The organism is Actibacterium sp. XHP0104 (assembly GCF_025751515.1).
Taxonomy (GTDB): Bacteria; Pseudomonadota; Alphaproteobacteria; order Rhodobacterales; family Rhodobacteraceae; genus Actibacterium_D.
Window position 1 is genome coordinate 125,597 of record NZ_JAOWLE010000005.1, and the last position, 25,434, is coordinate 151,030.

Genomic DNA, 25,434 nt, shown 5'->3' on the forward strand with positions numbered 1-25,434 from the left:
GAAAAGGCCATGGGGGTATTGAAAAATACTATACCCCCTGCCCGACACCCAAGATCACCCGGCCCGTTCGCGGGCGTATCGGCGCAGGAATTCAATGAATCGCGCCTGCGCCCCGGTCGGGCGCCAGTTGCTGCGATAGGTCAGGCCGATGCTGCGCTGACTGCCCTCTAGCCGCAGCGGCAGCACTCCGATATGGCCGGCGCGCGCATCGACGCTGATCTGGTGGCGCGAGGCGATCGAGACATAATCGCCCTCGGCCAGCAGCCCGCGCAGAAACACCAGCGACGACGACACCACCCGAACCGGGGTTTGCGCGCGTTCGTGGATCCGCAGCGTGTCATACAGATATTGCCCGGCGGGAGTTTCGCGGGGCGGCGCGATCCAGGGATAGGCCAGCGCGTCGTCCAGCGTTGGGTTGGGGTGGTAAAACAGCGGATGACCGGGCCGCGCGACGATCGACAGGTCGTCATCGAACAAAGGCTCTTGGGTCACGTCGTCAGCGGGCGCGGGGTTGCGCATGGCACCGATCAGACAATCGAGGTCGCCCTCGCGCAGGCTGCGCAGCAGTTCGCCATAGCGGCCCTCGACCACGCGGATCTGCACGCTGGGATCGGCCTGCACCATGGCATTCACGGCGCCCGGCACGATCAGCGTGCGCGCCAGCGGCATCGAGCCCAGAACGAAACTTGACTGCCCCTGCCCCAGTTCGACGCCGATTTCCTCGACGCCCTGGCGCAGCTCGGCCTGGGCCAGCTTGGCGCCCAGAACAAAGGCCTGGGCGGCGGCGGTCAGTTCGACGCCGACCACCGTGGCAGTGAAAAAGGGCACGCCGGCGATGACCTCAAGCCCGCGCGCGGTGCGGTGGATCGTGGGCTGCGACAGGCCCAGCGTGCGGGCGGCGACGGCAAAGCTGCCGGTATTGGCGATGGCGATCAGCGCCCGCAATTGCGCCGCCGTGACCAGTTGGTCGAACGGGTTGCGGGCGCGCGCGCCCTCGCCACCGCCCATCCGCACCGAGGCCCGCGCGGCCCGATGCAGATGTGTCAGGGCCGCCTCGGCCCGCGCAGCGAACAGTTCGCCGCTGGGCGTGGGCGACAAATGGCGGCTGCGCCGGATCAACAGGGGCGTGCCCAGGTCCTGTTCCAGCCGGGCGATGGCCTGGGTGGCGGCAGGTTGCGACACGTGACAGGCCAGCGCCGCAGCCGAGACCGAGCCGCTGCGCAGGGTTTCGATGAACACCCGCATATGTCTGATGTTTGGAAAGCCTGACAGCATCCCATTCCGCCGAGGGTATAGCCTAAACTTATTCTAGAAGCTTCATTCGAAATAGGCAATCGCCGCAGCTTGCGGCATGGTCTGGTCAAGACCGGCCCAGATCAAGGAGACCCCCATGTCCGACAGGAAAACCGCCCTCGTCATCAGCGCCCATTCGGCCGACTTTGTCTGGCGGGCCGGGGGGGCCATCGCGCTGCATCAGGCGCGGGGCTATGACGTGACCGTCGTCTGCCTGTCTTACGGCGAACGCGGCGAAAGCGCCAAGCTGTGGAAACAGGACGGCATGACGCTGGAGCGGGTCAAGGCCGCGCGCCGCGACGAGGCCGAGAACGCCGCCGCCGCGCTGGGGGTCAGTGACATCCGGTTTCTTGACCGGGGCGACTATCCGCTGGATCTGGGCCGCGAGACCCTGGAGCAGATGGTGGACATCATCCGCGAGGTGCAGCCGAAGTTCATGTTCTCGCATTCGAAATGGGACCCCTACAATACCGACCACATGCGCACGACCGATTTCGCGCTTGAGGCGCGGATGGTGGCGCAGGCCTGGGGGCACAACCCGGGACAAAAGGTTCTGGGCGCGCCGCAGCTGTACCTGTTCGAGCCGCACCAGACCGAGCAGATGGGATGGAAGCCGAACGTGTTTCTCGACATCACGCCGGTGTGGGACAAGAAATGGGCCGCGATCCAGTGCATGCAGGGCCAGGAACACCTGTGGCATTTCTACGAAAACGTGGCTGAAAACCGCGGCAACCATTTCCGCCGCAACTCGGGCGGCATGTCGGGCGGGCGCGATTGCCGCTATGCTGAAGGGTTCGAGGCCGTCTTCCCCCGCACCGTGGACGAGTTGGACTGATGAGCTATCAACCGGGAACAACGGGCGTCGTCGTCCAGAATATCGAGCGCGTCGACCAGGCGATTATCGACGGGCTGGCCGCCTGTGGCGTGGCCACGGTGCACGAGGCGCAGGGCCGCAGGGGTTTGCTGGCCGCCTATATGCGGCCGATCTATCCGGGCGCGCGGATTGCCGGCTCGGCCGTGACGATCCTGGCGCCGCCGGCCGACAACTGGATGCTGCATGTCGCGATCGAGCAGGTGCAGCCGGGCGATATTCTGCTGCTGGGCACGATCACCCCGTCGGATGCGGGCTATTTCGGCGACCTGCTGGCAACCTCGGCCATGGCGCGGGGGTGTCGGGGGCTGATCATCGACGGCGGCGTGCGCGATGTGCGCGACCTGACGCTGATGGGCTTTCCGGTGTGGTCAAAGGCCGTGCATGCGCAGGGGACGATCAAGGCAACGCTGGGGTCGGTGAGCGTGCCGGTGGTCTGTGCCGATGCGCTGGTCAACCCGGGCGATGTCGTGGTGGCCGATGACGACGGCGTCTGCGTTGTGCGGCGTGAAGAGGCGGCGGAGGTTCTGGAAAAGGCCCGCGCCCGCGAGGCGAACGAAGAGGCCAAGCGCGCCCGGTTCGAGGCCGGTGAGCTGGGGCTGGATATGTACCAGATGCGTGACGAGCTGGCTGCGATGGGGTTGAAATACGTCTGAGCGGCCCGCGGGTGGCGGGTTCGGGAATGGGGGCGCTGCCCCCACACCCCCGGGATATTTGTACAAAGAAGAAATGGGAAAGCGGCCATGTCTGACGGTGTGCGGTGCATGTGGATGCGGGGGGGAACCTCGAAGGGCGGGTATTTTCTGGCCGGGGATCTGCCGGGCGACGTGGCGGCGCGCGATGCGTTTTTGTTGCGTGCGATGGGGTCGCCGGATCTGCGTCAGATTGATGGGATGGGCGGGGGTGATCCGCTGACCTCGAAGGTAGCGGTGGTGCGCAAATCGGCGCGCGAGGGGGTGGATGTGGATTACCTGTTCTTGCAGGTTTTCGTGGACCGGCCCCTTGTGACGGACGCGCAGAATTGCGGGAATATTCTGGCGGGTGTGGGCCCTTTTGCCATTGAGCGCGGGCTGGTTGCGCCCCGGGGGGATGTGACGCCGGTGGTGATTTACATGGAGAACACCGGGCAGGTCGCCGAGGCGCGGGTGGCGACGCCGGGGGGCGTGGTCAGCTATGTGGGCAACGCACGCATCGACGGTGTGCCGGGCAGCGCGGCGCCGGTGCCGATTGAGTTCAGGGACACGGCCGGGTCGTCTTGTGGGGCGTTGCTGCCCACCGGCAATGTGGTGGATGTGGTCGAGGGCATCGAGGTGACGATGATCGACAACGGCATGCCCTGTGTGGTGATGCGGGCCGCTGACGTGGGGATTTCGGGCGGGGAAAGTCCTGAAGAGCTGGAGGCGATAGCCGATTTGCGCGCGCGGCTGGAGGCGATCAGGCTGGCCTGTGGCCCGCTGATGAACCTGGGTGATGTGCGCGAGAAATCAGTGCCCAAGATGGTGATGGTCAGCGCGCCGCGTGCGGGTGGCGCGATTTCGACCCGCACGTTCATTCCGCATCGCTGTCACAAGACGATCGGGGTTCTGGGTGCGGTCAGCGTGGCGACGGCCTGTTTGCTGAAAGGGTCGGCCGCCTATGATCTGGCCGTGCGCGGCAAGGGCGCCGAGCGGGCCCTGCCGATCGAGCACCCGACGGGCGAGATGACCGTGGTGGCGGGCTTGGATGAGGTGGGCGTGGTGCGCTCGGCCGCGATCTTGCGCACGGCGCGCAAGCTGATGGACGGAGAGGTATTCGCATGACTGACGCACAAAAGATGGATGCGGATTGGCTGGTCTTTCATCCCAACCCGAAGACGCCCGATTTCAAGCTGCCTGCGGGCGCGGTTGATGCGCATTGCCATGTCTTTGGCCCCAGCCCGGAATTTCCCTTTGCGCCCGAGCGCAAATACACCCCCTGCAACGCCGGCAAGGATCAGCTCTTTGCCCTGCGGGATCACCTTGGGTTTTCGCGCAACGTGATCGTGCAGGCCACCTGTCACGGCAAGGACAACCGAGCCATGGTCGATGCCTGCCGCGCGGCGGGTGATCTGGCGCGCGGGATTGCCTCGGTCGGGGCGGACATCACCCGCGATGAGATTGCCGAGATGCACGCGGCCGGGGTGCGCGGCGTGCGGTTCAACTTTGTCAAACGGCTGGTCGATGCCACGCCCAAAGAGGTGTTCCTGTCGATTGCCGACAAGATCAGCGAATTCGGCTGGCATATCGTCGTCTATTTCGAGGCGCAGGACCTGGAAGAGCTGATCCCCTTTCTACGGCAGCTGCCGACCATCATCGTGGTCGATCACATGGGCCGCCCCGATGTGGCCAAGGGCGTTGATCACCCCGATTTTCAACGGTTCATCACCTTGATGGCCGACAACGACACTATCTGGACCAAGGTCACCTGCCCCGAGCGCCTGTCGCTGCAAGGCCCGCCTTACGACGATGTGGTGCCGTTTTGCCAAGCTATCGTCGAGCGCTTTCCCGATCGGGTGCTTTGGGGCACCGACTGGCCGCATCCGAACATGAAATCCCACATGCCCGATGACGGCGCGCTGGTCGATTTCATACCGAAAATCGCGCGAACGCCCGAGCAGCAGCAAAAGCTGCTCGTGGACAACCCAATGCGCCTTTACTGGGCGTGACAACAGGAGGAACGGCCATGGAACTAGCTGAGTTCGACCATCACGCCGACATCCCCGGCACCACGATCTTTGACGGCAGGATGGCCATGAAGGGCTATGCCCTGAACAAGATGTGCTATTCGTTCAACGCCGCCGAGGCGCGCGCCGAATATCTGCGCGACCCCGAGGCCTATTTCGACAAGTTCGGCCTGAACGACGAACAGAAGGCGGCCTGTCGCGCCAAGAACGTTCTGGCGATGATCGCGGCCGGGGGCAACATCTATTACCTGGCCAAGTTCGCCGGGATCTACAAGCTGTCGGTTCAGGATGTGGGGGCCCAGCAGACGGGCGTGACCACCGAGGAATTCAAACAGAAACTCTTGGACGCGGGGAAGAAATAGATGGCCAGGATCATCGGAGGCATCACCACCTCGCATATTCCCGCCGTGGGCAACGCGATCGCCCAAGGTCTGTTCGAAGACCCCTATTGGAAGCCGTTTTTTGACGGCTATCCGCCGGTGCATGAGTGGCTGGCCAAGAACAAGCCCGACGTTGTGATCAACATCTACAATGATCACGGGCTGGGGTTCTTTCTCGACAAGATGCCGACCTTTGCCATCGGCGCCGCGCATGAATACCGCAACGAGGACGAGGGCTGGGGCATTCCGCAGCTGCCGCCCTTTCCCGGCGCGCCCGAGCTAAGCTGGCACATCATCGAGGGCATGGTCGCGGACGAATTCGATATCACCTCGTGCCAGGAACTGGCGGTCGATCACGGCTTTACCGTGCCGATGCAGCTGTTCTGGCCGGGGCTGACCGACAACCCCGACATGCCGCCGGCGATTCCGATTTCGGCCAACACGGTGCAGCACCCGATTCCGACGCTGAACCGGGCGCTAGCCTTTGGGCGCTCGCTGCGCCGGGCGGTTCTATCCTACCCCAAAGATCTCAAGGTGGTGGTGCTGGGCACCGGCGGGCTGTCGCATCAGCTGGACGGCGAGCGCGCCGGGTTCATCAACCGTGAATTCGACGAATACTGCATGGACAAGATCGTCACAGACCCCGATGCGCTGACCAAGATCTCGCGTATGGAGCTGGTGGAAAAGGCAGGCGCGCAGGGCACCGAATTCCTGATGTGGATGATGATGCGCGGGGCGTTGGGCGACAAGGTGAACCTGCTGCACAGCAACTATCACATCCCGATCTCGAACACGGGCGCGGGCACGATGCTGTTGGAATGTGTCGACTGAGCTGAGAGCCTACCACAGGCCCGGATTGTTCAGCGCCGGCACGCAGCGCGCTGGCCCGGCAAAGGGCGCGGGGGCGGTCTCGGACAGGGATTGCCCCAGCCAGCCTATGGGCTGGCTAAGCGGTAGCGGCGCGGGGGCGAAATCTTGGGTGATCTGGGCGAACCCGACGCGGGCATAATATGCCGGGTCGCCATAGGTGATCGCATAATCGACACCGCTGTCGCGCAGCGCATCCAGCCCGTGGGTGATCAGCCCCTGCCCCACGCCCCGGCCCTGATGCCCCGGCAGAACCGCAACCGGCGACAGGATGAACACCGTGCGGGTGTCATTATACCGCAGGCGCGAGAACAGGATGCAGCCCACCGGCGTGCCCTGATCAAGCGCGGTGAAAACATGCAAGTCAGGCGTAGGGGTCGTGGCCAGCATCTCGGCGACAAAGGCGCGGATCACCGCGCCCTCGTCCGCACCTTCGGATGCGGCAAAGGTTTCGGCGAACAGGGCGGCGATGTCGTCGTCGGCAATGACGCGGCCTGACAGATACTGCATATCGGATCTCGGGTTGCGACGCGGGCCGCCCATGAATAGCAGGCCCTGCCGACCTGTGCGACCATTCTTCCCTTGCCCCGCCGCGCCTTCCCGCCTAAAGGGGCGGCTTGTTGTCCTTTCCTTTGGCCCGGGGGAAACCGATGATCCAGACGCCCTATTACCTGATCGACAAGGCACGCCTGCTGCCGAACATGGAAAAGATCGCGCATCTGCGCGAGGCGTCGGGGGCCAAGGCCCTTTTGGCGCTGAAATGTTTCGCCACATGGTCGGTCTTTGATTTCATGTCCGAGTATATGGACGGTACGACATCCTCGTCGCTTTACGAGGTACGGCTGGGGCGCGAAAAGTTTCCGGGCGAGACGCACGCCTATTCGGTGGCCTATGCCGATCACGAGATCGACGAGGTTCTGGGCCATTCCGACAAGATCATTTTCAACACCATCGGTCAGCTGCAGCGGTTCGATACCCAAAGCGCGGGCCATATCCGCGGGCTGCGGGTCAATCCGGGCGTTTCGACCTCGGGCTTTGATCTGGCCGACCCGGCGCGGCCCTTCTCGCGGCTGGGCGAGCATGACCCCGAAGAGATCGCCAAGGTCGCCGATCAGATCAGCGGCTTCATGTTTCACAACAACTGTGAAAACGCCGATTTCGACCGGTTCGACGCCATGCTGGGCCATATCGAACAGCGGTTCGGTTTCCTGATCCGTCAGATGGACTGGATCAGCCTGGGCGGCGGCATTCATTTCACCGGCGAGGGCTATCCGATTGATCGCCTGGCCGAGCGGCTGAAACGTTTTGCTGGCGAAAACGGCGTGCAGGTCTATCTGGAACCCGGCGAGGCCGCGATCACCAAATCGACCACGCTGGAGGTCACCGTTCTGGACACGCTTTTCAACGGCAAGAACCTGGCGATCGTCGACAGCAGCATCGAGGCGCATATGCTTGATCTGCTGATCTATCGCGAAAGCGCCAAGATGAATGAGGCCGGCGATCATGAATGGATGGTCTGCGGCAAATCCTGCCTGGCGGGCGATATTTTCGGCGAATTCCGCTTTCCCGCCCCGATCAAACCGGGCGACCGACTTAGCATTCAGGACGCCGCCGGTTACACAATGGTCAAGAAAAACTGGTTCAATGGCGTGAAAATGCCGGCGATTGCCGTTAAAGAATTGGATGGAACCACGCGTCTTGTGCGTGATTTCGGATATGACGAATTCGCGGCAGCCCTGTCGTGATGCAACGCCTGCGGGCACTCAACGGAATACCAAAGGGGGTCTTTTGAGTTGAAAAAGAACGTTCTCATCATCGGCGCTGGCGGCGTCGCTCAGGTCGTGGCGCATAAATGCGCGCAAAACAACGATGTGCTTGGCGATATCCATATCGCCAGCCGGACGCTTTCCAAATGCGAAGCGATCCTTGAGTCGGTCCGTGAAAAAGGCGCGATGAAACAGGCGGGCGTTCTAAAGGCCCATCAGGTGGATGCGATGGACAGCGCCGCCGTGGCCGATCTGATCCGCGAAACCGGCGTGCAGATCGTGATCAACGTGGGCTCTGCCTTCGTGAACATGACCGTGCTGGATGCCTGTATCGAAACCGGCGCGGCCTATATCGATACGGCCATTCACGAAGACCCGACCAAGATCTGCGAAACCCCGCCGTGGTATGCCAACTATGAATGGAAGAAACGCGATCTTTGCGCAGAAAAAGGCGTGACCGCCATTCTGGGCGCGGGGTTCGATCCGGGCGTCGTGAACGCCTTTGCCCGCTTTGCCATCGACATGATGGACGAGGTCAAATCGATCGACATCGTCGATATCAACGCCGGCTCGCACGGCAAGTATTTCGCCACGAATTTCGACCCCGAGATCAATTTTCGCGAATTCACTGGCGTCGTCTACTACTGGGAAGACCAGCAGTGGAAAGAGAAGAAGATGTTCGAAACCGGCCATGACTGGGATCTGCCGGTCGTGGGCACCTGCCGCGCCTATCAGTCGGGCCATGACGAGGTGCATTCGCTGGCCACCAACTATCCGCAGGCCGATGTGCGGTTCTGGATGGGGTTCGGCGATCACTACATCAACGTCTTTACTGTGCTGCAAAACCTGGGCCTGCTGTCCGAGCAGCCGGTGAAAACCGCCGAGGGCCAAGAGGTTGTGCCGCTCAAGGTCGTCAAGGCCGTGCTGCCCGACCCGTCGTCGCTGGCGCCCGACTATACCGGCAAGACCTGCATCGGTGATCTGGTCAAAGGCACCAAGGACGGCCAGCCGTTTGAGGTGTTCGTCTATAACGTCGCCGACCACAAAGAGGCCTATAACGAGGTTGGCAGCCAGGGCATCAGCTATACCGCCGGCGTGCCGCCCGTTGCTGCCGCGATGCTGGTCGCCAGCGGCGAATGGGATGCCAAGACGATGAAAAACGTCGAAGAGCTGGACCCGAAACCGTTCTTTACCATCCTCGACCAGATCGGCCTGCCGACGCGGATGCAGCTTGGTGGTCTGGGCGGCGAAGACAAGGCCTGGAACGAATAAGGCCCCTGCCTGTGAAATTGAACCGGCCCCCGCAGCGATGCGGGGGCCGTTTTTGTCAGGTCTTGAAGATGCGGTAGATCGCCGGGATCACCAGCACCGTCAAGGCGGTGGATGAGGCCAGCCCGAACAGCAGCGAGATTGCCAGCCCCTGAAAGATCGGGTCGGCCAGGATCACCACCGCGCCGATCATCGCCGCGATCGCGGTCAGCAAGATCGGCTTGAACCGGGTCGCGCCGGCCTCGATCAGGATGTCGATGCTGACCTTGCCGTCGGGGTCGGCGTGGCGAATAAAATCGACCAGCAGGATCGAGTTGCGCACGATGATCCCCGCCAGCGCAATGAACCCGATCATCGAGGTGGCCGAGAACGGCGCGCCGAAGATCCAGTGCCCCAGCATGATGCCGAGGAATGTCAGCGGCACCGGCGTCAGGATCACAAGCGGCAGGCGGAAGCTGCCGAATTGCGCCACCACCAGGATGTAGATCCCCAGCAGTGCCACGCCAAAGGCCGCGCCCATGTCGCGGAAGGTTACCCAGGTGACCTCCCATTCGCCATCCCACAGCAGGGTGTTTTCGGCCTCGCTGAGCGGTTGGCCGTGCAGGCTGATCACGGGCGGGGTCAGATCGCCCCAGTCCATCGCGTCCAGCTTTTCCTGCACCGCGATCATGCCGTAAAGCGGGGCCTCGAAATCACCGGCCAGCTCGGCGGTGACCATCTCGGCATAGCGGCCGTTATGGCGGAAAATCGGGTGCGAGGCCTCTTCCTCGACCAGGGTCACCACATCGCCCAGTTCGACCACGCCGCGCCCGCCCGGCAGGGCGTTCGCGGGCACAGGGGTCGGCAGGGTGGTTTCGTCCATCACCCGCATCGCCCGGTCACGCGCGACCACGATCGGGATCGGCGCGCGGCCCTCGCCGCGATGCGAATAGCCCACCGTGGTCTGGCCGTTCAACAGTTGCAGCGTCTGCAACGCGTCGGCCTCTTGCACCAGGTAGAAATCCAGGTCCGAGGGGTTCAGCTCGGCCCGCAGGCGACGGGGCTGTTCGCCGAAACTGTCATCGACATCGACGATGAAGGGCACGTCCTCGAACGCTGCGCGCACCTTGCGCGCCACGGCGCGGCGGGTTTCGGCGTCGGGGCCATAGATTTCGGCCAGCAGGGTCGAGATCACCGGCGGGCCCGGGGGCGGCTCGACCACCTTGATATTGGTGCCCGGCGGCACGTTCAGGTCGGCCAGCATCTCGCGCAGCTCCAGCGCGATGGCGTGGCTGGCACGGTCGCGGTGGTGCTTGGGTTCAAGGTTCAGCTGCACCTCGCCCAGCTCGGGCGTCTGGCGCAGGAAATAGTGCCGCACAAGGCCGTTGAAATTGAACGGCGCCGCCGTGCCCGCATGGGTCTGGGCCGAGATCACCTCGGGCAGGTTCATCGCCACCAGCGCGGCGTCACGCGCCACGGCATCGGTGGCCTCGACCGAGGCACCCTCGGGCAGGTCGATGACGATGGCCAGCTCCGATTTGTTGTCAAAGGGCAGCAGCTTGACGGTCACGTGTTTGGTGTAAAGCGCGCCCAGCGACCCGAAAGACAGCACCACCACGGCCAGCAGAAAGATCCAGCTGATCTTTTTGGTGCGCAGCACCGGGCGGGCGATGCGGGCATAAAGCCTGCCCAGCCGACCGCCCTGCCCGGCATCGCCCGCGTCGTGATGCAAGGGCGCGCGGCCCGCGATTTTCAGCATCAGCCATGGCGTGATGATGACGGCCACGAAGAACGAGAAAATCATCGCCGCGCTGGCGTTGGCGGGGATCGGGCTCATGTAGGGGCCCATCAGCCCCGACACGAACAGCATCGGCAACAGCGCCACAACCACGGTCAGCGTGGCAACGATGGTGGGGTTGCCTACCTCGGCCACGGCGGCGATCGCGGCCTCTAGCCGGGTTTTCTGCGGGTCTTTCGCCCAGTGGCGGGCGATGTTCTCGATCACCACGATGGCGTCATCGACCAGGATGCCGATCGAGAAAATCAGCGCGAACAGCGATACCCGGTTCAGCGTATAGCCCATGATATGCGCGGCAAAGAGCGTCAGCAGGATCGTCACCGGGATGACCACGGCGACCACGACCGCCTCGCGCCAGCCGATGGCGAACAGCACCAGCGCGACGATCGACACGGTGGCGAGGCCCAGATGGAACAGCAGCTCGTTCGCCTTTTCGGCGGCGGTTTCGCCATAGTCGCGAGTGACCTCGACGGCGACGCTGTCGGGGATGATGCGGCCCTTCATGTCGTCTACATGGTGCAGGATCTGCTCGGCCACGGTCACCGCGTTGGCCCCGGCGCGTTTCGCAAGGGCAAGGGTCACGGCGGGCGACAGAATGATGTCGTCGTGGGTTTCGCCGCGGGTCAGGCTAAAGACATGGCGTTCGTCCAGATCGCTGACAAAGCCCACTTCGGCCAGGTCACGCACATAGACGGTGCGCCCGTCGCGGGTAGTGACCTCGAGGTTGGCGATCTCTTCGGGGGTTTTCAGGGTCTGGCCCAGCATCAGCCCGATCTGCTGGCCGCCGTCACGGATGGTGCCCGCCGGCGCGGCAGAGTTCGCGCCCTGCACCTTGCCCGCCAGCTGTTGCAGCGTCACGCCATAAAGCGCCAGCTTTTCGGGGTCGGGCGACACGCGCAGCGCCTGCGTGGTTTCGCCCACCAGATAGGTCAGGCCCACGTTGTCGATCTTGGCCAGCTCCACCTCGACCTCGCGGGCGATGCGGGTCAGATCGGCGCCGGATACGGCGGTGTTGCCGGGCGCCTGGCTGAAGGTCAGCGCCACGATGGCCACGTCGTTGATGCCGCGCCCCACCACCAGTGGTTCGGGGATGCCGGTGGGGATACGGTCGATATTGGCCAGGATCTTGTCGCGCACCCGCAAGATCGCGGTGTCCGCGGACAGGCCGACCTCGAACCGGGCGGTGACCATGACCTGATCGTCGCGGGTCGAGCTATAGACATGCTCGACCTGGTCGATGCCCTTGACGATGGTTTCCAGCGGCTCGGTGATCAGCTTGACCGCATCCTCAGCGCGCAGGCCCGCGGCCTGAACGTGGATATCGACCAGCGGCACGGAAATCTGCGGTTCTTCTTCGCGCGGCAGGGCGATCAGCGCGATCAGCCCCACGGCCAGCGACGCCATCAGAAACAGCGGCGTCAGCGGCGACGAGATAAAGGCCTTGGTCAGGCGCCCGGCAAGGCCCAGCGCGCCGCCGGATTGTGCGTCGTTACTCATGGTCGGTCACCACCTTGTCACCGGCGGCAAGCCCGCTGAGGATTTCGACCATCGCCACATCGCCCATCATCACGCGGCTGCCGGGCACGACGGTGCGCTGCACGGTGTGATCGCCGGCCTGAATGGTCACGAAATCCAGCCCCGCCTGCTGGCTAAGCGCGGTTTCCGGCACCAAAAGCGCCTCATGTTCGCCCACCGGCACACGCACCGGCACGCGGCGGCCGATAAACCGGCCATCAAGGCCGTCGACCTCGACATCGGCCAGAACCCGGCCGCCCGCAATCTGCGGATAGACCTTGACCAGCTTGCCCTGCTGACCGGCGTCTGAGCCGATTTCGATCGTGTCGCCCACGGTCAGGCGGCCGGCAAAGCGTTCGGGCAGCGCCAGGCGCAGGAACACGCCGCCGCCGCCGATCTGGGCCACCTGTTCACCCGGGTTGATGACCGAGCCACGCGCCACCGGCACGGCCAGCACGACGCCATCCACCGGAGACAACACGGCGCCCTCGGCCACCTGCTGTTCGATCACCAGCCGCTGCGCCTGGGTGCTGCGGATCTGGTTATCCAGCACGTTCACCGCGGTGCGCAGCTGATCAAGGTTCTGCACGGTGATCACGCCGCGCTCACGCAGGGATTCTCCGCGCTCCAGGTCGGTGCGGGCGGTGTCCAGCTGGTTTTGCAGCGCGCCCAGCTGGGCGTCGATTGCTTCCAGCTGAAAGCTCAGCTTGTCGTCCTCGACCACCGCGATGCGCTGCCCGGCGGCGACGGCGTCGCCCTCGGTCACCTCAAGCACCATCACCGTGCCGCCAATCCGGGCGCGGGCCGGGATCAGATCACGCGGTTCGACCTCGCCATAGACCGCTTTCCAGTCGGTCACGCGGACCGGGGCAAGCTCGATCACCTCGGCGCGGGCCAGACCGGCGGCCATCAGCGCGGCCACGAATATCAGTATCTTGTTCATCGCGTGTCTCCTGAAGCGGGCTGCGTCAGAGTAAACATGCATGACGCGCGCACCTTGACCCAGCGCAAAGCTGGCGGCTTTGCACACATATATTCGCGATTACGAATGTGTCTAGGGGCCGCCCCCCGGTGAAAACCCGACTGTGGCCCGAAAACCTCGACGTAAGCCCTGTTAAGGTTGTATAAGCGCCCCGATAGTGCCGCGCCACGGGGCGGCTGTACCAGTATACCGGTTGCCCCATGCCGTTTGCCCTGATCGACGAGATGACCGAAGACGCGCTGCGCGGCCTGTTAAGCGGCGCGCAGGGCTGGCGCGGGGTGGTCCGCGATCTGGCCGCACGTTTCCCCGCCGCGCCCCCTCAGGCGATGATATTCGCGCTGACCTCGGCCGGGTCGGGCATCGAAAGCAGCTTTGCCCCCGACAGCGCCGCGCATCCGGCCTCGAACCGGGCCTACCGGCTGGCGGCGCTGGTGGCGGCCGATCTTTACGCCATGCAGATCGTCGGGGCGCGGGCTGAAACGCTGGCCGACTTGCTGGCCTATTGGCGGCGTCATGACGACTATTTCCTGACGCTCTGACGCGGCGGCGGCGCTTGCCAAATGCGGGCAGGGCGTGCACCCTCGGGCCCGTCAAGACAGGGGGCAAAGAGTGCAGACCGAACACAGCCTTACGGGTGCCGTTACAGCACTGCCGCAGGTGACCCACAGCCGAAATCCGGGCATGGCGCTGGATATGGACTGGGTGAAATCGGTGCAGGCCAATACCTCGGCGATCGAACGGCGCTGCGCGACCCTGCCGGGGCGCCGGTCGGTGAAAAAGGATTACCAGGCGGCCTGGCTGCTGCGCGCCATCACCTGTATCGACCTGACCACCCTGTCGGGCGATGACACGGTCGGCCGGGTGCAGCGCCTCTGCGCCAAGGCGCGGCAACCCGTGCGGCAGGATATTCTCGATGCCCTGGGGATGGGCCCTATCCATACCGGTGCGGTCTGCGTTTATCACGATATGGTGCCCACGGCCGTTCAGGCGCTGGCGGGCACCGGCATTCCCGTGGCGGCGGTTTCCACGGGCTTTCCGGCGGGGCTGTCGCCCTTTCCCCTGCGGGTGCAGGAAATCCGCGAAAGCGTCGCCGCCGGGGCCGAGGAAATCGACATCGTGATCTCGCGCCGCCACGTTCTGACCGGCAACTGGCAGGCGCTTTATGATGAAATGGCCGAGTTCCGCGCTGCCTGCGGCCCGGCCCATGTCAAGGCGATCCTCGCGACCGGAGAGCTGGGCACCCTGCGCAATGTCGCCCGCGCCAGCCTTGTCTGCATGATGGCCGGGGCCGATTTCATCAAGACCTCGACCGGCAAGGAAAGCGTGAACGCCACCCTGCCCGTCAGCCTGACCATGATCCGCGCCATTCGCGACTATCACCAGCGCACCGGCCACCGCGTGGGCTATAAACCGGCGGGCGGGATATCAAAGGCCAAGGACGCGCTGGTTTACCTTAGCCTCATCAAAGAGGAACTAGGCAACCGCTGGCTGTTGCCCGACCTTTTCCGCTTTGGCGCGTCCAGCCTTTTGGGCGATATCGAACGCCAGCTCGAACACCATGTCACTGGCGCCTATTCCGCCGGCTGGCGCCACCCGATGGGATGATGCGATGACCGTTTCCGAGATCTTTGACACCATGGATTACGGCCCCGCCCCCGAAAGCGCGGCCGAGGCCTTGGCCTGGCTGGTGGATGGCGGCGACCGGTTCGGCCATTTCATTGACGGCAAGTTCACCGACCCCGCCGACGGGTTCGACAGCCGCAACCCCGCCACGGGCGAGGTGCTGGCCACGCTGACACAGGCCACCCAGGCCGATGTGGATGCGGCCGTTTCGGCGGCCCGGCGCGCGCAGGGAAAATGGGCGAAACTGCCCGGCCATGCGCGGGCGAAATACCTCTATGCGCTGGCGCGACTGGTACAGAAACACGCGCGGCTGTTTGCCGTGCTGGAAACGCTGGATAACGGCAAGCCGATCCGCGAAAGCCGCGATATCGACGTGCCCTTGGTGGCGCGACATTTCTATTACCACGCCGGGCTGGCGCAGCTGATCGACAGCGAATTGCCCGGCCATGTGCCGCATGGCGTCTGCGGCCAGATCATCCCGTGGAACTTTCCGCTATTGATGCTGGCGTGGAAGATCGCGCCCGCGCTGGCGGCGGGCAATACGATGGTGCTGAAGCCCGCCGAATACACCTCGCTAACCGCGCTGCTATTCGCCGATATCTGCCGCGAGGCCGGCTTACCCAAGGGCGTGGTCAACATCGTTACCGGCGACGGCGCCGTGGGCGAGATGATCGTGGCCCATCCCGGCATCGACAAGATCGCATTCACCGGCAGCACCGAGGTCGGCCGCCGCATCCGCGCCGCCACCGCCGGCAGCGGCAAGGCGCTGACGTTAGAGCTGGGCGGCAAGTCGCCCTATATCGTCTTTGACGACGCCGATCTCGACAGCGCGGTCGAGGGACTGGTCGATGCGATCTGGTTCAATCAAGGGCAGGTCTGCTGCGCCGGGTCGCGCCTGTTGGTGCAAGAGGGCGTGGCGGAGCGGTTCTACACCAAACTGCGCGCCCGGATGGAGACCCTGCGCATCGGCAACCCGCTGGACAAATCCATCGACATCGGCGCGCTGGTCGATCCGGTGCAACTGGCCACCGTGAGCCGGCTGGTGGATGAGGGCGCCGAGGGCGGCCAGGTCTATCGCGCGCCCGGCCCGCTGCCCGATCAGGGCTGTTATTATCCGCCCACGCTGATCACCGGCCTGTCGCCCGCCGCAACGCTGATGCAGGAAGAGATCTTTGGCCCGGTGCTGGTCGGCACGACATTCCGCACCCCTGCCGAGGCGGTCGAGATCGCCAACAATACCCGTTACGGGCTGGCCGCGACGGTGTGGACGGAGAACGTGAACCTGGCGCTTGATATCGCGCCGAAACTGGTGGCGGGCGTCGTGTGGGTGAATGCCACCAACCTGTTCGATGCCGCCGCCGGGTTTGGCGGCGTGCGCGAAAGCGGGTTCGGGCGCGAGGGCGGCTGGGAAGGGCTGCATGCCTATCTGAAACCCGACCACGCCACCAAGGTGCTGAAACCCGCGCCCGCGCATAAAAAACCGGATGAGCCGCAGGTCACCGACCCGCTGGATCGCACCGCCAAACTGTATATCGGCGGCAAGCAGGCCCGGCCCGATGGCGGCTATTCGCGCGCCGTGCACGGGCCGCGCGGGGCGATGCTGGGCCATGTCGGCCTTGGCAACCGCAAGGACATCCGCAACGCGGTCGAGGCCGCCCATGCCGCCAAGGGCTGGGCCAAGTCCACCGCGCATCTGCGGGCGCAGATCCTCTATTACATCGCTGAAAACCTGTCTGCGCGAAGCGATGAATTCGCAACCCGCATCCGCTTGATGACCGGCCAGAACGCGGGCCTTGCACGCGCCGAGGTCGAGGCCGCCATCGCGCGCCTCTTCACCTATGCCGCCTGGGCCGACAAGTTCGACGGCGCGGCGCATTCGGTACCCATTCGCGGTGTGGCGCTGGCAATGAACGAACCGGTGGGCGTGATCGGGGCGCTTTGCCCGGATGAGCTGCCGCTCTTGGGGCTGGTGTCGGTGATGGCCCCGGCGATTGCCATGGGCAACACCTGCGTGCTGGTGCCGTCGCAGCCGCACCCGCTGGCCGCGACCGATTTTTATCAGGTGCTTGATACATCCGACCTGCCCGGCGGGGTGGTCAATATCGTCACCGGCGACCATGCCGAGCTGGCCCCCACGCTGGCCAGCCACCTGAATATCGACGCTGTGTGGAGTTTCTCGTCCACCGACCTGTCACGGGTGATCGAAGAGGCCTCGGCCGGGAACCTGAAACGCACATGGGTCAACAACGCCCGCACGCGTGATTGGCTGGGCACAGCGGGCGAAGGGCGCGAATTCCTGCGCGCCGCGACCGAGGTGAAAAACATCTGGGTGCCCTACGGCGAGTGATCAGCGCGCCAAGAGTTCGGCCAGCGTCAGCGCCATGACCTTGGCGCTGTCGACCATATCGTCGATGCCGACCCATTCGTCGGGCTGGTGCGCCAGATCCAGAATGCCCGGCCCATAGGCGATACAGTTCTTCAGCTTGCCGATCCGGTCGATATGTTTCTGGTCATAGGTGCCGGGCGACACGACGTATTCGGGCGCGCGGGCCAGCACCTTTTCGATGGCCTGCGCCACCGTGGTGACCACGGGCGCATCGGGGTCGGTCATGGTGGGCTGCACCTCGAAGAGGTCGCGGATTTCATAGTCGAAATTCGGGCGGGTGGCCTTGATGCGCTCCATCATCCGGGCGACCTCGGCCTTGACCTCGGCAATGTCCTCTTCGATCAGGAACCGCCGGTCCAGCACGATGCGGCAGCGGTCGGCGACGCAGGGCGCGGGCAGGCCGGTGTAATCCTCGTCCTGCTCGGCCTCGCCACCATGGATCGAGTTGATGTTCAGCGTCGATTGCCGCGCGCCTTCGGGCACCACGGGCATGGCCGTGGTTTTGCTGGCCAGCAGCGGGTAAAGCGTGGCCTCCATTTCCTCGAGCACCGCGCCCATGTGGCGAATGGCGCTGTCACCCAGAAACGGCATCGACCCATGCGCGATGCGGCCCTTGGTTTCAACCTCGGCCCACCAGACGCCGCGATGACCCAGGCAGATGCGATCCTTGTTCAGGGGCTCGGGGATGATCACGTGCTGCACGCGGGAGGGGTCGAACCAGCCTTTTTCAGCCAGATAAGCCACGCCGCCATAGCCGCCCGATTCCTCGTCGGCGGTGGCGCTGATTTCGACGGCCCCGGCGAAATCGGGGCAGGTTTCCACGAAAGCCTCGGCGGCGATGATGCTGGCGGCCAGACCGCCCTTCATGTCGCAGGCGCCGCGACCATAGACGCGGCCATCCTTGACCTCGCCGCCAAAGGGATCGACCGTCCAGCCGTGGCCCACCTCGACCACGTCGTGGTGGCTGTTGAAATGCACGCAATCGCCGGGGCGCGTGCCCTCGCGGCGGGCGATGATGTTCCAGCGCGGGTATTTCGCACTGTCGGCGGGGGCGCCTTCGGCCCGCACCAGGTCGATCTTGAAGCCCGATTTGGCCAGCCGCTCGGCCAGGTAGCCGCAGATCTCGCGGTAGTTGCGGCCCGGCGGATTCAGCGTGGGAATACGGATCAGATCGGCGCAGAGCGCGGTCAGATCATCGCGCCGGGCATCGATCGCGGCGGCAAGGCGGGTGTCGAGGGACGTGTTCATGGCGAAACCCTAGCCATAGCGACAATTCGGGGCAATGCATCAGTTGGGCCTTGAGCTTGCCCGCAGACCCCGGCACCATTGCTGCACCTGCAACACAGAGGCCGTCATGCTGGGTTTCATCCGCCTGTTCATCATCGTCATCGTCGCCCAGGCCATCCTTTACGTGGTGGTGTCGGTCTATTCGCGCTCGGTCCGGCGCGAAAAGATGGAAGACAGCGCCGATGAAAAGATTGCCCAGGGTGACCTCGACCCCGGGCTGCGCGATGCCTATATCGAGGGCGGCATGCTGGACTATGAGCAGTCGCTGCGAAAGAAACTGATCTGGGGCGTGATCGTGCTGCCGATGGCGGCGGTTCTGGTCCTGATCTATGTGACAAATTTTGGGTGAGGGCCGGGTTATGCGTTACGTCAAGTGGACGATCATCACCGTTCTGGTGCTGCTGGTATTCGGGTTCTTTCACTACACCCTGCCCCAGCGCGACATCGTGCGGATCGTGAACACCTATGAGGAACGGCAGGATCTGAACGGCTGGACACGCATGTTCTGGTCCAGCCCCGATGACAATTCCGACACGCTTGCCAATCGCGATGTGCAGTTCATCCAGGCGATTCAGGCCAACGGCAAGACCATGGTCTATCGCAACGAGGATACCGGCTGGGGCTGGCCGCCCTATTTCAAGTTCGACACCGCGAACCTGTATGCCGAGGCCAATGACGCGATTTCCAGCAAGGACGCGCCCGAATGGTATGCGATCCGCCATTATGGCTGGCGCAATGAATTCCTGTCGATCTTTCCGAACGCCGTTGGCCTCAAACGCGTCGATGGCCCCGATGTGCGGCTGATCCCTTACGGCAATATCGTCATGCTGACGCTGCTGGCGCTGTTCGTGGGGTTCCTCTACCGGGTCTGGGCGCAGTTCCGCGAACGCACCATCGACCCGTTGCTGGAAGATGCCGGCGAAACCTGGGATGCGGTCGATGAACGCGCCGATGCCGCCCGCGACAAGGCGCGCGGCATGTGGGGCCGTTTGAGGGACCGGATGCGCCGTTAAACGGCGATATTGTCGATCAGGCGCACACCATCCAGCCAGGCCGCGGCCAACAGGCGCGCGGGTTCGCTGTGGGTGCCCAGCGGGGCCAGCCCGTTTTCGGCGCGCAGCTCCAGGTATTCGACCTCGGCGAAACCGGCAGCCAGGATATCGCGCTCGGCCTCGGACAGGGCCTCGTGCACGGGCGTGCCTTGCTTGATCGCCACGCCCGCCGCCTGCATCGCGGCGTAAAGCGCGGGCGCGATCTTGCGGCCGTTTTCCGTCAGGCGCACGTTGCGCGACGACAGGGCCAGCCCGTCAGCCTCGCGCACGGTGGGGCAGCCGGTGATCTCGACCGGGATGTTCAGGTCAGCGGCAAGGCGTTTGACCACCTGCAACTGCTGAAAATCCTTTTCGCCGAAAAAGGCGCGGTCGGCGCTGGTTTGCAGGAACAGCTTGGCCACGATGGTGGCGACCCCGTCGAAATGACCGGGACGCTTGGCGCCGCACAGGCCCTCGGACACGCCCGAAATGGAAATCGTGGTCGAGAACCCGTCGGGATACATCTGATCGACACCGGGCGCATAGATCACGTCGACGCCAAAAGGCGCCAGCTGGGCCATGTCGCTGTCCAGCGTGCGGGGATATTTGTCCAGGTCGTCGGCATTGTTGAACTGGGTGGGGTTCACGAAGATCGTGGTGATCACCCGGTCGGACCCGGCCTTGGCGGCGCGCACCAGGCTAAGATGCCCCTCGTGCAGGGCGCCCATGGTGGGGGTGACGCCGATCACCTCGCCGGCGTTGTGCCAGGCGTCGGTGATCTCTCTCAGCTCGTCCAGCGTATGGACCAGCTTCATTTCTTTTTCTCCGGCGCCTTGTCGGCAAAGATGTGTTCGGGCGCGGGGAAGGTGCGGGCGCGCACCTCGGCGGCATAGGTGGCGATGGCGGTATCGGCATCCTGGCCCAGCGAGCCATAGCGTTTGACGAATTTCGGCTTGAACGCGGTGAACAGGCCCAGCATGTCATCGACGACCAGAACCTGCCCGTCGCATTTCGCGGACGCGCCGATGCCGATGGTCGGAATCGACACGCGATCGGTGATGTCATCGGCCAGGCTGGCGGGGATCTTTTCGAGAACCACGGCAAAGGCGCCGGCCTCGGTCACGGCGTCGGCATCGGCCAGGATGCGCTGCGCGTCCTCGCCCCGGCCCTGCACCAAATAGCCGCCAAGGGTGTTGATCGCCTGGGGCGTCAGACCGATATGGGCCATCACCGGAATGCCGCGCTGGGTCAGAAAGCGGATCGTTTCGGCCATGGCAACGCCGCCTTCCAGCTTGACCGCCGCACAGCCGGTTTCACGCATCACGCGCGCGGCATTGGCAAAGGCCTGCTGGGGGCTTTCCTCGTAGCTGCCGAACGGCATGTCGACGACCATCATCGCCCGGCTGAGGCCACGCGCCACGGCCTGGCCGTGCAGGATCATCATGTCCAGCGTCACGCTAAGGGTCGAGGGCAGGCCATGCAGCACCATGCCCACGCTGTCGCCGACCAGAACGATATCGCAATGCTCGTCGACAAGCTGGGCAATGGGGGTGGTATAGGCGGTCAGCGTCACCAAAGGCTCGGTGCCCTTGCGGGCCTTGATGTCCGAGGGCGTGGGTGCGCGTTTCTGTGCCGTGGCGCTCAAAGGTTGTCCTCCCCTGCGCGAAGTGTGGTTTAGCCTATATAGCGCCGCGCCGCAGAAAAACCAGCCTTTACAGCATAGCCTTGCCGATTCCGCCTATCCGACCACGTTGAAGGCGGGCCCATAGGGATAGCCGGTGATGTTCTCGGCGCCGTCTTCGGTGATGATCAGAATGTCATGTTCACGGTATCCGCCGGCGCCGGGCTGGCCCTGCGGGATGGTCAGCATCGGCTCCATGCTGATGACCATGCCGGGTTCGAGAACGGTGTCGATATCCTCGCGCAGCTCCAGCCCGGCCTCGCGGCCGTAATAGTGGCTGAGCACGCCGAACGAGTGGCCATAGCCGAAGGACCGGTATTGCAGCAGGTCGCGCTCGGCGAAAAAGGCGTTCACGCCTGCCGTCACCTCGGCACAGCTGACACCGGGCCGCAGCAGCGACATGCCCAGCTCATGCGCGCCGACATTGGCCATCCAGATCTCCATGGACGCATCATCGACCGACCCCACGAACAGCGTGCGTTCCAGCGCGGTGTAATAGCCCGAGATCATCGGGAAGGTGTTCAGCGACAGGATATCGCCGCGCTGCAACTGCCGCGAGGTGACCGGGTTATGGGCGCCGTCGGTGTTCAGCCCCGACTGGAACCAGACCCAGGTGTCGCGATATTCGGCGTCCGGGAAACGCGCGGCGATATCCAGCTCCATCGCGTCGCGGCCGGCCATGGCCACGTCGATCTCGCGCGCGCCCTCGCGCACGGCGTCGCGGATGGCATAGCCGCCCACATCGGCCACGGCGGCCCCGGCGCGGATCAGGTCAATCTCGGCGGGCGATTTGCGCATGCGCTGCTGCATGGTGGCGGGCGCGATGTCGATCGTCTGCGACGGGCGCAGGAATGTCTTGAGCTTTTCGGCCTGTTGCAGGGTCAGGTGATCGGCCTCGAACCCGATGCTGCGCCCGATGCCGGCCACATGGGCCACGGCGCGCCAGAAATTGTCGCGCGCCCAGTCGGTATAGGTCAGGTTGTCGCCATGGCAACGCCGCCAGGGCTGACCCGCGTCAATGCCCGCGCTGATCGTGACGCATTCCGTTGCCGTCACCACCAGCGCATAGGGTCGGCCAAAGCTGCAATAGAGAAACCCCGAGTAATAGGCGATGTTCTGCATCGAGGTCAGCACGGCCACATCGGCGCCGGTGCCGTCCATGGCGGTGCGCAGGCCCATCAGGCGGTGATCGTATTCCTCGGCCGAAAAGGGCAGCGGCACCTTGTCGCCATTGTGAAAGCGAAAGAATTCGGGGCGGTCGGACTTGCGGGTCATGCTAGATCTCCAGGCAATGGCCCGGACCTTGCCGGACCAAGGATATCCCGGCGTTCAGGACGGCAGGCGGAGGCTCCGCCAAGCGCGGGGCTGCCCCCGTGGCGACGCCATCGCCAACGCTCGGATCAAAGGATGGCAAGACTGCCGCTGCGGCGCAAGACGGTTTTGCGCGTCGCGCCCCTTGCCGCCCCGGATTTGGCTGCGCAAGATGGGGCCGAACCGAAAGGAAGCCCTCATGCGCCCCGGCGCCCTGAACCTGATCACCGATGTGCCCGGATTGCGGGTCGGCAATGCCGAGGATCACACCGTGAAAACCGGCGTCAGCGTGCTGTTGGGCGATGTGCCCTTCACGGCCGCCGTGCATGTGATGGGCGGCGCGCCGGGCACGCGCGAAACCGATCTGCTCGCGCCCGACAAGCTGGTGCAAGAGGTCGACGCGCTGGTGCTGTCGGGCGGGTCGGCCTTTGGGCTGGATGCGGCCTCGGGCGTGGCGGACGGGCTGCGCGCTATGGGGCGCGGTTTCGCCGTGGGCGATCAGCGCGTGCCGATCGTGCCGGGGGCGATCCTGTTCGATCTGCTGAATGGCGGCGCCAAGGATTGGGCCGAGAACCCTTACAAGGGCCTGGGCCGCGCCGCGCTGGCGGCGGCGGGAACGGTGTTCGATCTTGGCACCATTGGGGCCGGAACAGGTGCCACGGTGGCGGGGCTGAAAGGCGGGCTGGGCTCGGCCTCGGTGGTGCTGGACAATGGCGTGACCGTCGGCGCGCTGGTCGCGGTCAATGCGCTGGGGGCGGTGACGATGGGCGATGGGCCACAGTTCTGGGCCGCGCCCTTTGAGCTGAATGCCGAATTCGGCGGGCTGGGCATGGGCGCGCATGACCCCGCCGCCCGCCCGCGCACCAAGCACGGCCCCGGCGCCAACACCACCATCGCCATCATCGCCACCGACGCGGCGCTAAGCCAGGCCCAGGCCACCCGGCTGGCCGTTGCCGCCCATGACGGCATGGCGCGGGCCATCGTGCCCAGCCACACACCGCTGGATGGCGATCTGATCTTTGCCGCCGCCACCGGCGCGCGCGCCCTGCCCGACCCGGTGTTCGACGCGCTGGACCTGGGCCATGCCGCCGCCACCTGCCTGGCCCGCGCCATCGCGCGCGGCGTGCATGCCGCCCGGCCCGCGCCGGGCGATCCCTTCCCCACCTGGGGCGACACATTTGGCTGAGCGCGCATCCGCGCACCTGGAGGAGAGACCATGTCAGCGACCGATCTGAAATCACGCCTTGCCGATCCGACCCTGCTGGAAACCCGCGCCTATGTGGCGGGCGACTGGATCGCGGCCGATGATGGCAAGACCTTTGCCGTGACCAACCCCGCGCGCGGCGACGTGATCTGCGAGGTGCCCGATCTGGGCCGCGCCGAGACCGCCCGCGCCATCGAGGCCGCCCGCGTGGCGCAGATCGCCTGGGGCCAGCGCACCGCCAAGGACCGCGCCAATATCCTGCGCCGCTGGTTCGACCTGATGATGCAGCACCAGACCGATCTGGCCACGATCCTGACCGCCGAGATGGGCAAGCCGCTTGCCGAGGCCAAGGGCGAGATCGCCTATGGCGCCAGTTTCATCGAGTGGTTCGCCGAAGAGGGCAAGCGCATCTATGGCGAGACCATCCCCGGCCACCAGCCCGACAAGCGCCTGATGGTGATCCGTCAGCCCGTCGGCGTGGTCGGCGCGATCACGCCGTGGAACTTTCCCAACGCGATGATCACCCGCAAATGCGGCCCGGCGCTGGCGGCGGGCTGTGGGTTCGTGTCGAAACCGGCGGCCGAAACGCCGCTGTCGGCGCTGGCGCTGGCGGTGCTGGCCGAACGCGCGGGCGTGCCGGCGGGGCTGTTCTCGGTGGTGACCTCTTCGCGGTCGTCGGACATCGGGATGGAGTTTTCCGAGAACCCGACCGTGCGCAAGATCACCTTTACCGGCTCGACCAATGTCGGGCGCATCCTGTTGCGCCAAGCCGCCGATCAGGTCAAGAAATGCAGCATGGAACTGGGCGGAAACGCGCCCTTCATCGTGTTCGACGATGCCGATCTGGACGAGGCCGTGACCGGCGCCATCGCCTGCAAGTTCCGCAACAACGGCCAGACCTGCGTCTGCGCCAACCGCATCTATGTGCAGGCCGGGGTCTATGACGCCTTTGCCGAGAAACTGTCGCGCGCGGTGGCGGCGATGTCGGTGGGCGACGGGCTGGCCGAGGGCACCGATCTGGGCCCGATGATTACTGAGAAGGCGATTGAAAAGGTCGAGGCCCATATCGCCGACGCCACCGCCAAGGGCGCCACCGTGATGCAAGGCGGCCACCGGATCGACGGCGCGGGCTGTTTCTTTGAGCCCACCATCATCACCGGCGCCACACAGGCGATGGATTTCGCCACCGAGGAAACCTTTGGCCCGCTGGCGCCGCTGTTCAAATTCGACACGGTCGATGACGTGATCGCCATGGCCAATGACACGATCTTTGGTCTGGCCAGCTATTTCTATGCCAAGGATCTAAGCCGCGTCTTTAAGGTGGCCGAGGCGCTGGAATACGGGATCGTGGGCGTCAATACCGGCATCATCTCGACCGAGGTCGCGCCCTTTGGCGGGGTCAAGCAATCGGGGCTGGGCCGCGAGGGGTCGCGCCACGGCATCGAGGATTACCTCGAGATGAAATACATCTGCATGTCGGTCTAGGCGGG

The 25,434-nt window shown here is 64.8% G+C and carries 23 protein-coding genes; 15 read left to right on the forward strand and 8 right to left on the reverse strand.

The features are described 5' to 3' along the window. Positions 1-54 precede the first annotated feature (54 nt). Positions 55-1,245 (reverse strand): LysR family transcriptional regulator, encoded by a 1,191-nt coding sequence (locus OE856_RS09660; RefSeq protein WP_263715882.1) that lies wholly within the window; start codon positions 1,243-1,245, stop codon positions 55-57. Between the two features lie 145 nt (positions 1,246-1,390). On the opposite strand from OE856_RS09660, the gene OE856_RS09665 reads away from it, so the two are divergent. The 6 genes from OE856_RS09665 (at position 1,391) to OE856_RS09690 (ending at position 6,076) form a co-directional block, all read left to right on the forward strand. Continuing rightward, the gene (locus OE856_RS09665) at positions 1,391-2,128 is read left to right on the forward strand and encodes a PIG-L deacetylase family protein (protein WP_263715883.1); all 738 of its coding nucleotides are present in this window, start codon (positions 1,391-1,393) and stop codon (positions 2,126-2,128) included. Beyond that, positions 2,128-2,820 carry a 4-carboxy-4-hydroxy-2-oxoadipate aldolase/oxaloacetate decarboxylase gene (ligK, locus tag OE856_RS09670; protein WP_263715884.1) on the forward strand — a complete coding sequence of 231 codons (693 nt, stop codon included), beginning with the start codon at positions 2,128-2,130 and terminating at the stop codon, positions 2,818-2,820. The genes OE856_RS09665 and ligK overlap by 1 nt, the downstream gene beginning before the upstream one ends. Before the next feature lie 87 nt (positions 2,821-2,907). Then, positions 2,908-3,963, forward strand: coding sequence for a 4-oxalomesaconate tautomerase (locus OE856_RS09675; RefSeq protein ID WP_263715885.1), 1,056 nt, complete (start codon positions 2,908-2,910; stop codon positions 3,961-3,963). Continuing rightward, the gene (locus tag OE856_RS09680; RefSeq protein WP_263715886.1) at positions 3,960-4,847 is read left to right on the forward strand and encodes an amidohydrolase family protein; all 888 of its coding nucleotides are present in this window, start codon (positions 3,960-3,962) and stop codon (positions 4,845-4,847) included. The genes OE856_RS09675 and OE856_RS09680 overlap by 4 nt, the downstream gene beginning before the upstream one ends. A gap of 17 nt (positions 4,848-4,864) precedes the next feature. Continuing rightward, positions 4,865-5,227: a protocatechuate 4,5-dioxygenase subunit alpha gene (locus tag OE856_RS09685; RefSeq protein ID WP_263715887.1), complete on the forward strand. Its 363-nt coding sequence runs from the start codon at positions 4,865-4,867 to the stop codon at positions 5,225-5,227. Continuing rightward, the gene (locus OE856_RS09690) at positions 5,228-6,076 is read left to right on the forward strand and encodes a class III extradiol dioxygenase family protein (RefSeq protein ID WP_263715888.1); all 849 of its coding nucleotides are present in this window, start codon (positions 5,228-5,230) and stop codon (positions 6,074-6,076) included. Positions 6,077-6,085: 9 nt separating this feature from the next. Here the strand turns inward: OE856_RS09690 and OE856_RS09695 are convergent, their stop codons facing one another. Beyond that, positions 6,086-6,622 carry a GNAT family N-acetyltransferase gene (locus OE856_RS09695; protein WP_263715889.1) on the reverse strand — a complete coding sequence of 179 codons (537 nt, stop codon included), beginning with the start codon at positions 6,620-6,622 and terminating at the stop codon, positions 6,086-6,088. 143 nt (positions 6,623-6,765) lie between these two features. On the opposite strand from OE856_RS09695, the gene OE856_RS09700 reads away from it, so the two are divergent. After that, on the forward strand, positions 6,766-7,857 hold the full coding sequence (locus OE856_RS09700; protein WP_263716063.1) for a carboxynorspermidine decarboxylase: 1,092 nt from the start codon (positions 6,766-6,768) through the stop codon (positions 7,855-7,857). Positions 7,858-7,905: 48 nt separating this feature from the next. Further along, a complete protein-coding gene (locus OE856_RS09705) occupies positions 7,906-9,150 on the forward strand; it encodes a saccharopine dehydrogenase family protein (RefSeq protein ID WP_263715890.1) in 1,245 nt (414 codons plus the stop codon). Between the two features lie 55 nt (positions 9,151-9,205). Here OE856_RS09705 and OE856_RS09710 read toward each other — a convergent pair whose 3' ends face one another. Beyond that, positions 9,206-12,421, reverse strand: coding sequence for an efflux RND transporter permease subunit (locus OE856_RS09710; RefSeq protein ID WP_263715891.1), 3,216 nt, complete (start codon positions 12,419-12,421; stop codon positions 9,206-9,208). Further along, positions 12,414-13,382 carry an efflux RND transporter periplasmic adaptor subunit gene (locus tag OE856_RS09715; protein ID WP_263715892.1) on the reverse strand — a complete coding sequence of 323 codons (969 nt, stop codon included), beginning with the start codon at positions 13,380-13,382 and terminating at the stop codon, positions 12,414-12,416. Before OE856_RS09715 ends, OE856_RS09710 begins: the two co-directional genes overlap by 8 nt. 239 nt (positions 13,383-13,621) lie before the next feature. Here OE856_RS09715 and OE856_RS09720 point away from each other — a divergent pair, with 239 nt between their 5' ends. From OE856_RS09720 to OE856_RS09730, 3 genes are all read left to right on the forward strand, one after another. Next, the gene (locus OE856_RS09720; protein ID WP_263715893.1) at positions 13,622-13,960 is read left to right on the forward strand and encodes a hypothetical protein; all 339 of its coding nucleotides are present in this window, start codon (positions 13,622-13,624) and stop codon (positions 13,958-13,960) included. Positions 13,961-14,030: 70 nt separating this feature from the next. After that, entirely contained in the window at positions 14,031-15,026 is a 996-nt protein-coding gene (gene deoC / locus OE856_RS09725) for a deoxyribose-phosphate aldolase (protein WP_263715894.1), read from the forward strand. A gap of 4 nt (positions 15,027-15,030) precedes the next feature. Beyond that, positions 15,031-17,391, forward strand: coding sequence for an aldehyde dehydrogenase family protein (locus OE856_RS09730; protein ID WP_263715895.1), 2,361 nt, complete (start codon positions 15,031-15,033; stop codon positions 17,389-17,391). Here the strand turns inward: OE856_RS09730 and OE856_RS09735 are convergent, their stop codons facing one another. Beyond that, complete coding sequence (locus OE856_RS09735) at positions 17,392-18,678, reverse strand: acetylornithine deacetylase/succinyl-diaminopimelate desuccinylase family protein (protein ID WP_263715896.1); 1,287 nt, start codon at positions 18,676-18,678, stop codon at positions 17,392-17,394. 106 nt (positions 18,679-18,784) lie between these two features. On the opposite strand from OE856_RS09735, the gene OE856_RS09740 reads away from it, so the two are divergent. Further along, a complete protein-coding gene (locus tag OE856_RS09740; protein WP_263715897.1) occupies positions 18,785-19,066 on the forward strand; it encodes a hypothetical protein in 282 nt (93 codons plus the stop codon). Between the two features lie 10 nt (positions 19,067-19,076). Beyond that, entirely contained in the window at positions 19,077-19,730 is a 654-nt protein-coding gene (locus OE856_RS09745; RefSeq protein WP_263715898.1) for a DUF1523 family protein, read from the forward strand. On the opposite strand, the gene panC is transcribed toward OE856_RS09745, so the two are convergent. The 3 genes from panC to OE856_RS09760 form a co-directional block, all read right to left on the reverse strand. Beyond that, entirely contained in the window at positions 19,727-20,563 is an 837-nt protein-coding gene (panC, locus tag OE856_RS09750) for a pantoate--beta-alanine ligase (RefSeq protein ID WP_263715899.1), read from the reverse strand. The genes OE856_RS09745 and panC overlap by 4 nt on opposite strands. Next, positions 20,560-21,393 carry a 3-methyl-2-oxobutanoate hydroxymethyltransferase gene (gene panB, locus OE856_RS09755; protein WP_263715900.1) on the reverse strand — a complete coding sequence of 278 codons (834 nt, stop codon included), beginning with the start codon at positions 21,391-21,393 and terminating at the stop codon, positions 20,560-20,562. Before panB ends, panC begins: the two co-directional genes overlap by 4 nt. 93 nt (positions 21,394-21,486) lie before the next feature. After that, positions 21,487-22,704, reverse strand: coding sequence for an aminopeptidase P family protein (locus OE856_RS09760; RefSeq protein ID WP_263715901.1), 1,218 nt, complete (start codon positions 22,702-22,704; stop codon positions 21,487-21,489). 235 nt (positions 22,705-22,939) lie between these two features. Here OE856_RS09760 and OE856_RS09765 point away from each other — a divergent pair, with 235 nt between their 5' ends. Together OE856_RS09765 and OE856_RS09770 are read left to right on the forward strand one after the other, a co-directional pair. After that, positions 22,940-23,926: a P1 family peptidase gene (locus tag OE856_RS09765; protein ID WP_263715902.1), complete on the forward strand. Its 987-nt coding sequence runs from the start codon at positions 22,940-22,942 to the stop codon at positions 23,924-23,926. A 30-nt stretch (positions 23,927-23,956) separates the two neighbouring features. Next, on the forward strand, positions 23,957-25,429 hold the full coding sequence (locus tag OE856_RS09770; protein WP_263715903.1) for an NAD-dependent succinate-semialdehyde dehydrogenase: 1,473 nt from the start codon (positions 23,957-23,959) through the stop codon (positions 25,427-25,429). The last annotated feature ends 5 nt before the right edge of the window (positions 25,430-25,434 follow it).

Coding starts and splice junctions, on each gene's coding strand:
- OE856_RS09660 (WP_263715882.1), bottom strand. CDS start 1,245: ATGCGGGTGTTCATCGAAACCCTGCGCAGCGGCTCGGTCTCGGCTGCG.
- OE856_RS09665 (WP_263715883.1), top strand. CDS start 1,391: ATGTCCGACAGGAAAACCGCCCTCGTCATCAGCGCCCATTCGGCCGAC.
- ligK (WP_263715884.1), top strand. CDS start 2,128: ATGAGCTATCAACCGGGAACAACGGGCGTCGTCGTCCAGAATATCGAG.
- OE856_RS09675 (WP_263715885.1), top strand. CDS start 2,908: ATGTCTGACGGTGTGCGGTGCATGTGGATGCGGGGGGGAACCTCGAAG.
- OE856_RS09680 (WP_263715886.1), top strand. CDS start 3,960: ATGACTGACGCACAAAAGATGGATGCGGATTGGCTGGTCTTTCATCCC.
- OE856_RS09685 (WP_263715887.1), top strand. CDS start 4,865: ATGGAACTAGCTGAGTTCGACCATCACGCCGACATCCCCGGCACCACG.
- OE856_RS09690 (WP_263715888.1), top strand. CDS start 5,228: ATGGCCAGGATCATCGGAGGCATCACCACCTCGCATATTCCCGCCGTG.
- OE856_RS09695 (WP_263715889.1), bottom strand. CDS start 6,622: ATGCAGTATCTGTCAGGCCGCGTCATTGCCGACGACGACATCGCCGCC.
- OE856_RS09710 (WP_263715891.1), bottom strand. CDS start 12,421: ATGAGTAACGACGCACAATCCGGCGGCGCGCTGGGCCTTGCCGGGCGC.
- OE856_RS09715 (WP_263715892.1), bottom strand. CDS start 13,382: ATGAACAAGATACTGATATTCGTGGCCGCGCTGATGGCCGCCGGTCTG.
- OE856_RS09720 (WP_263715893.1), top strand. CDS start 13,622: ATGCCGTTTGCCCTGATCGACGAGATGACCGAAGACGCGCTGCGCGGC.
- OE856_RS09730 (WP_263715895.1), top strand. CDS start 15,031: ATGACCGTTTCCGAGATCTTTGACACCATGGATTACGGCCCCGCCCCC.
- OE856_RS09735 (WP_263715896.1), bottom strand. CDS start 18,678: ATGAACACGTCCCTCGACACCCGCCTTGCCGCCGCGATCGATGCCCGG.
- OE856_RS09740 (WP_263715897.1), top strand. CDS start 18,785: ATGCTGGGTTTCATCCGCCTGTTCATCATCGTCATCGTCGCCCAGGCC.
- OE856_RS09745 (WP_263715898.1), top strand. CDS start 19,077: ATGCGTTACGTCAAGTGGACGATCATCACCGTTCTGGTGCTGCTGGTA.
- panC (WP_263715899.1), bottom strand. CDS start 20,563: ATGAAGCTGGTCCATACGCTGGACGAGCTGAGAGAGATCACCGACGCC.
- OE856_RS09760 (WP_263715901.1), bottom strand. CDS start 22,704: ATGACCCGCAAGTCCGACCGCCCCGAATTCTTTCGCTTTCACAATGGC.
- OE856_RS09765 (WP_263715902.1), top strand. CDS start 22,940: ATGCGCCCCGGCGCCCTGAACCTGATCACCGATGTGCCCGGATTGCGG.
- OE856_RS09770 (WP_263715903.1), top strand. CDS start 23,957: ATGTCAGCGACCGATCTGAAATCACGCCTTGCCGATCCGACCCTGCTG.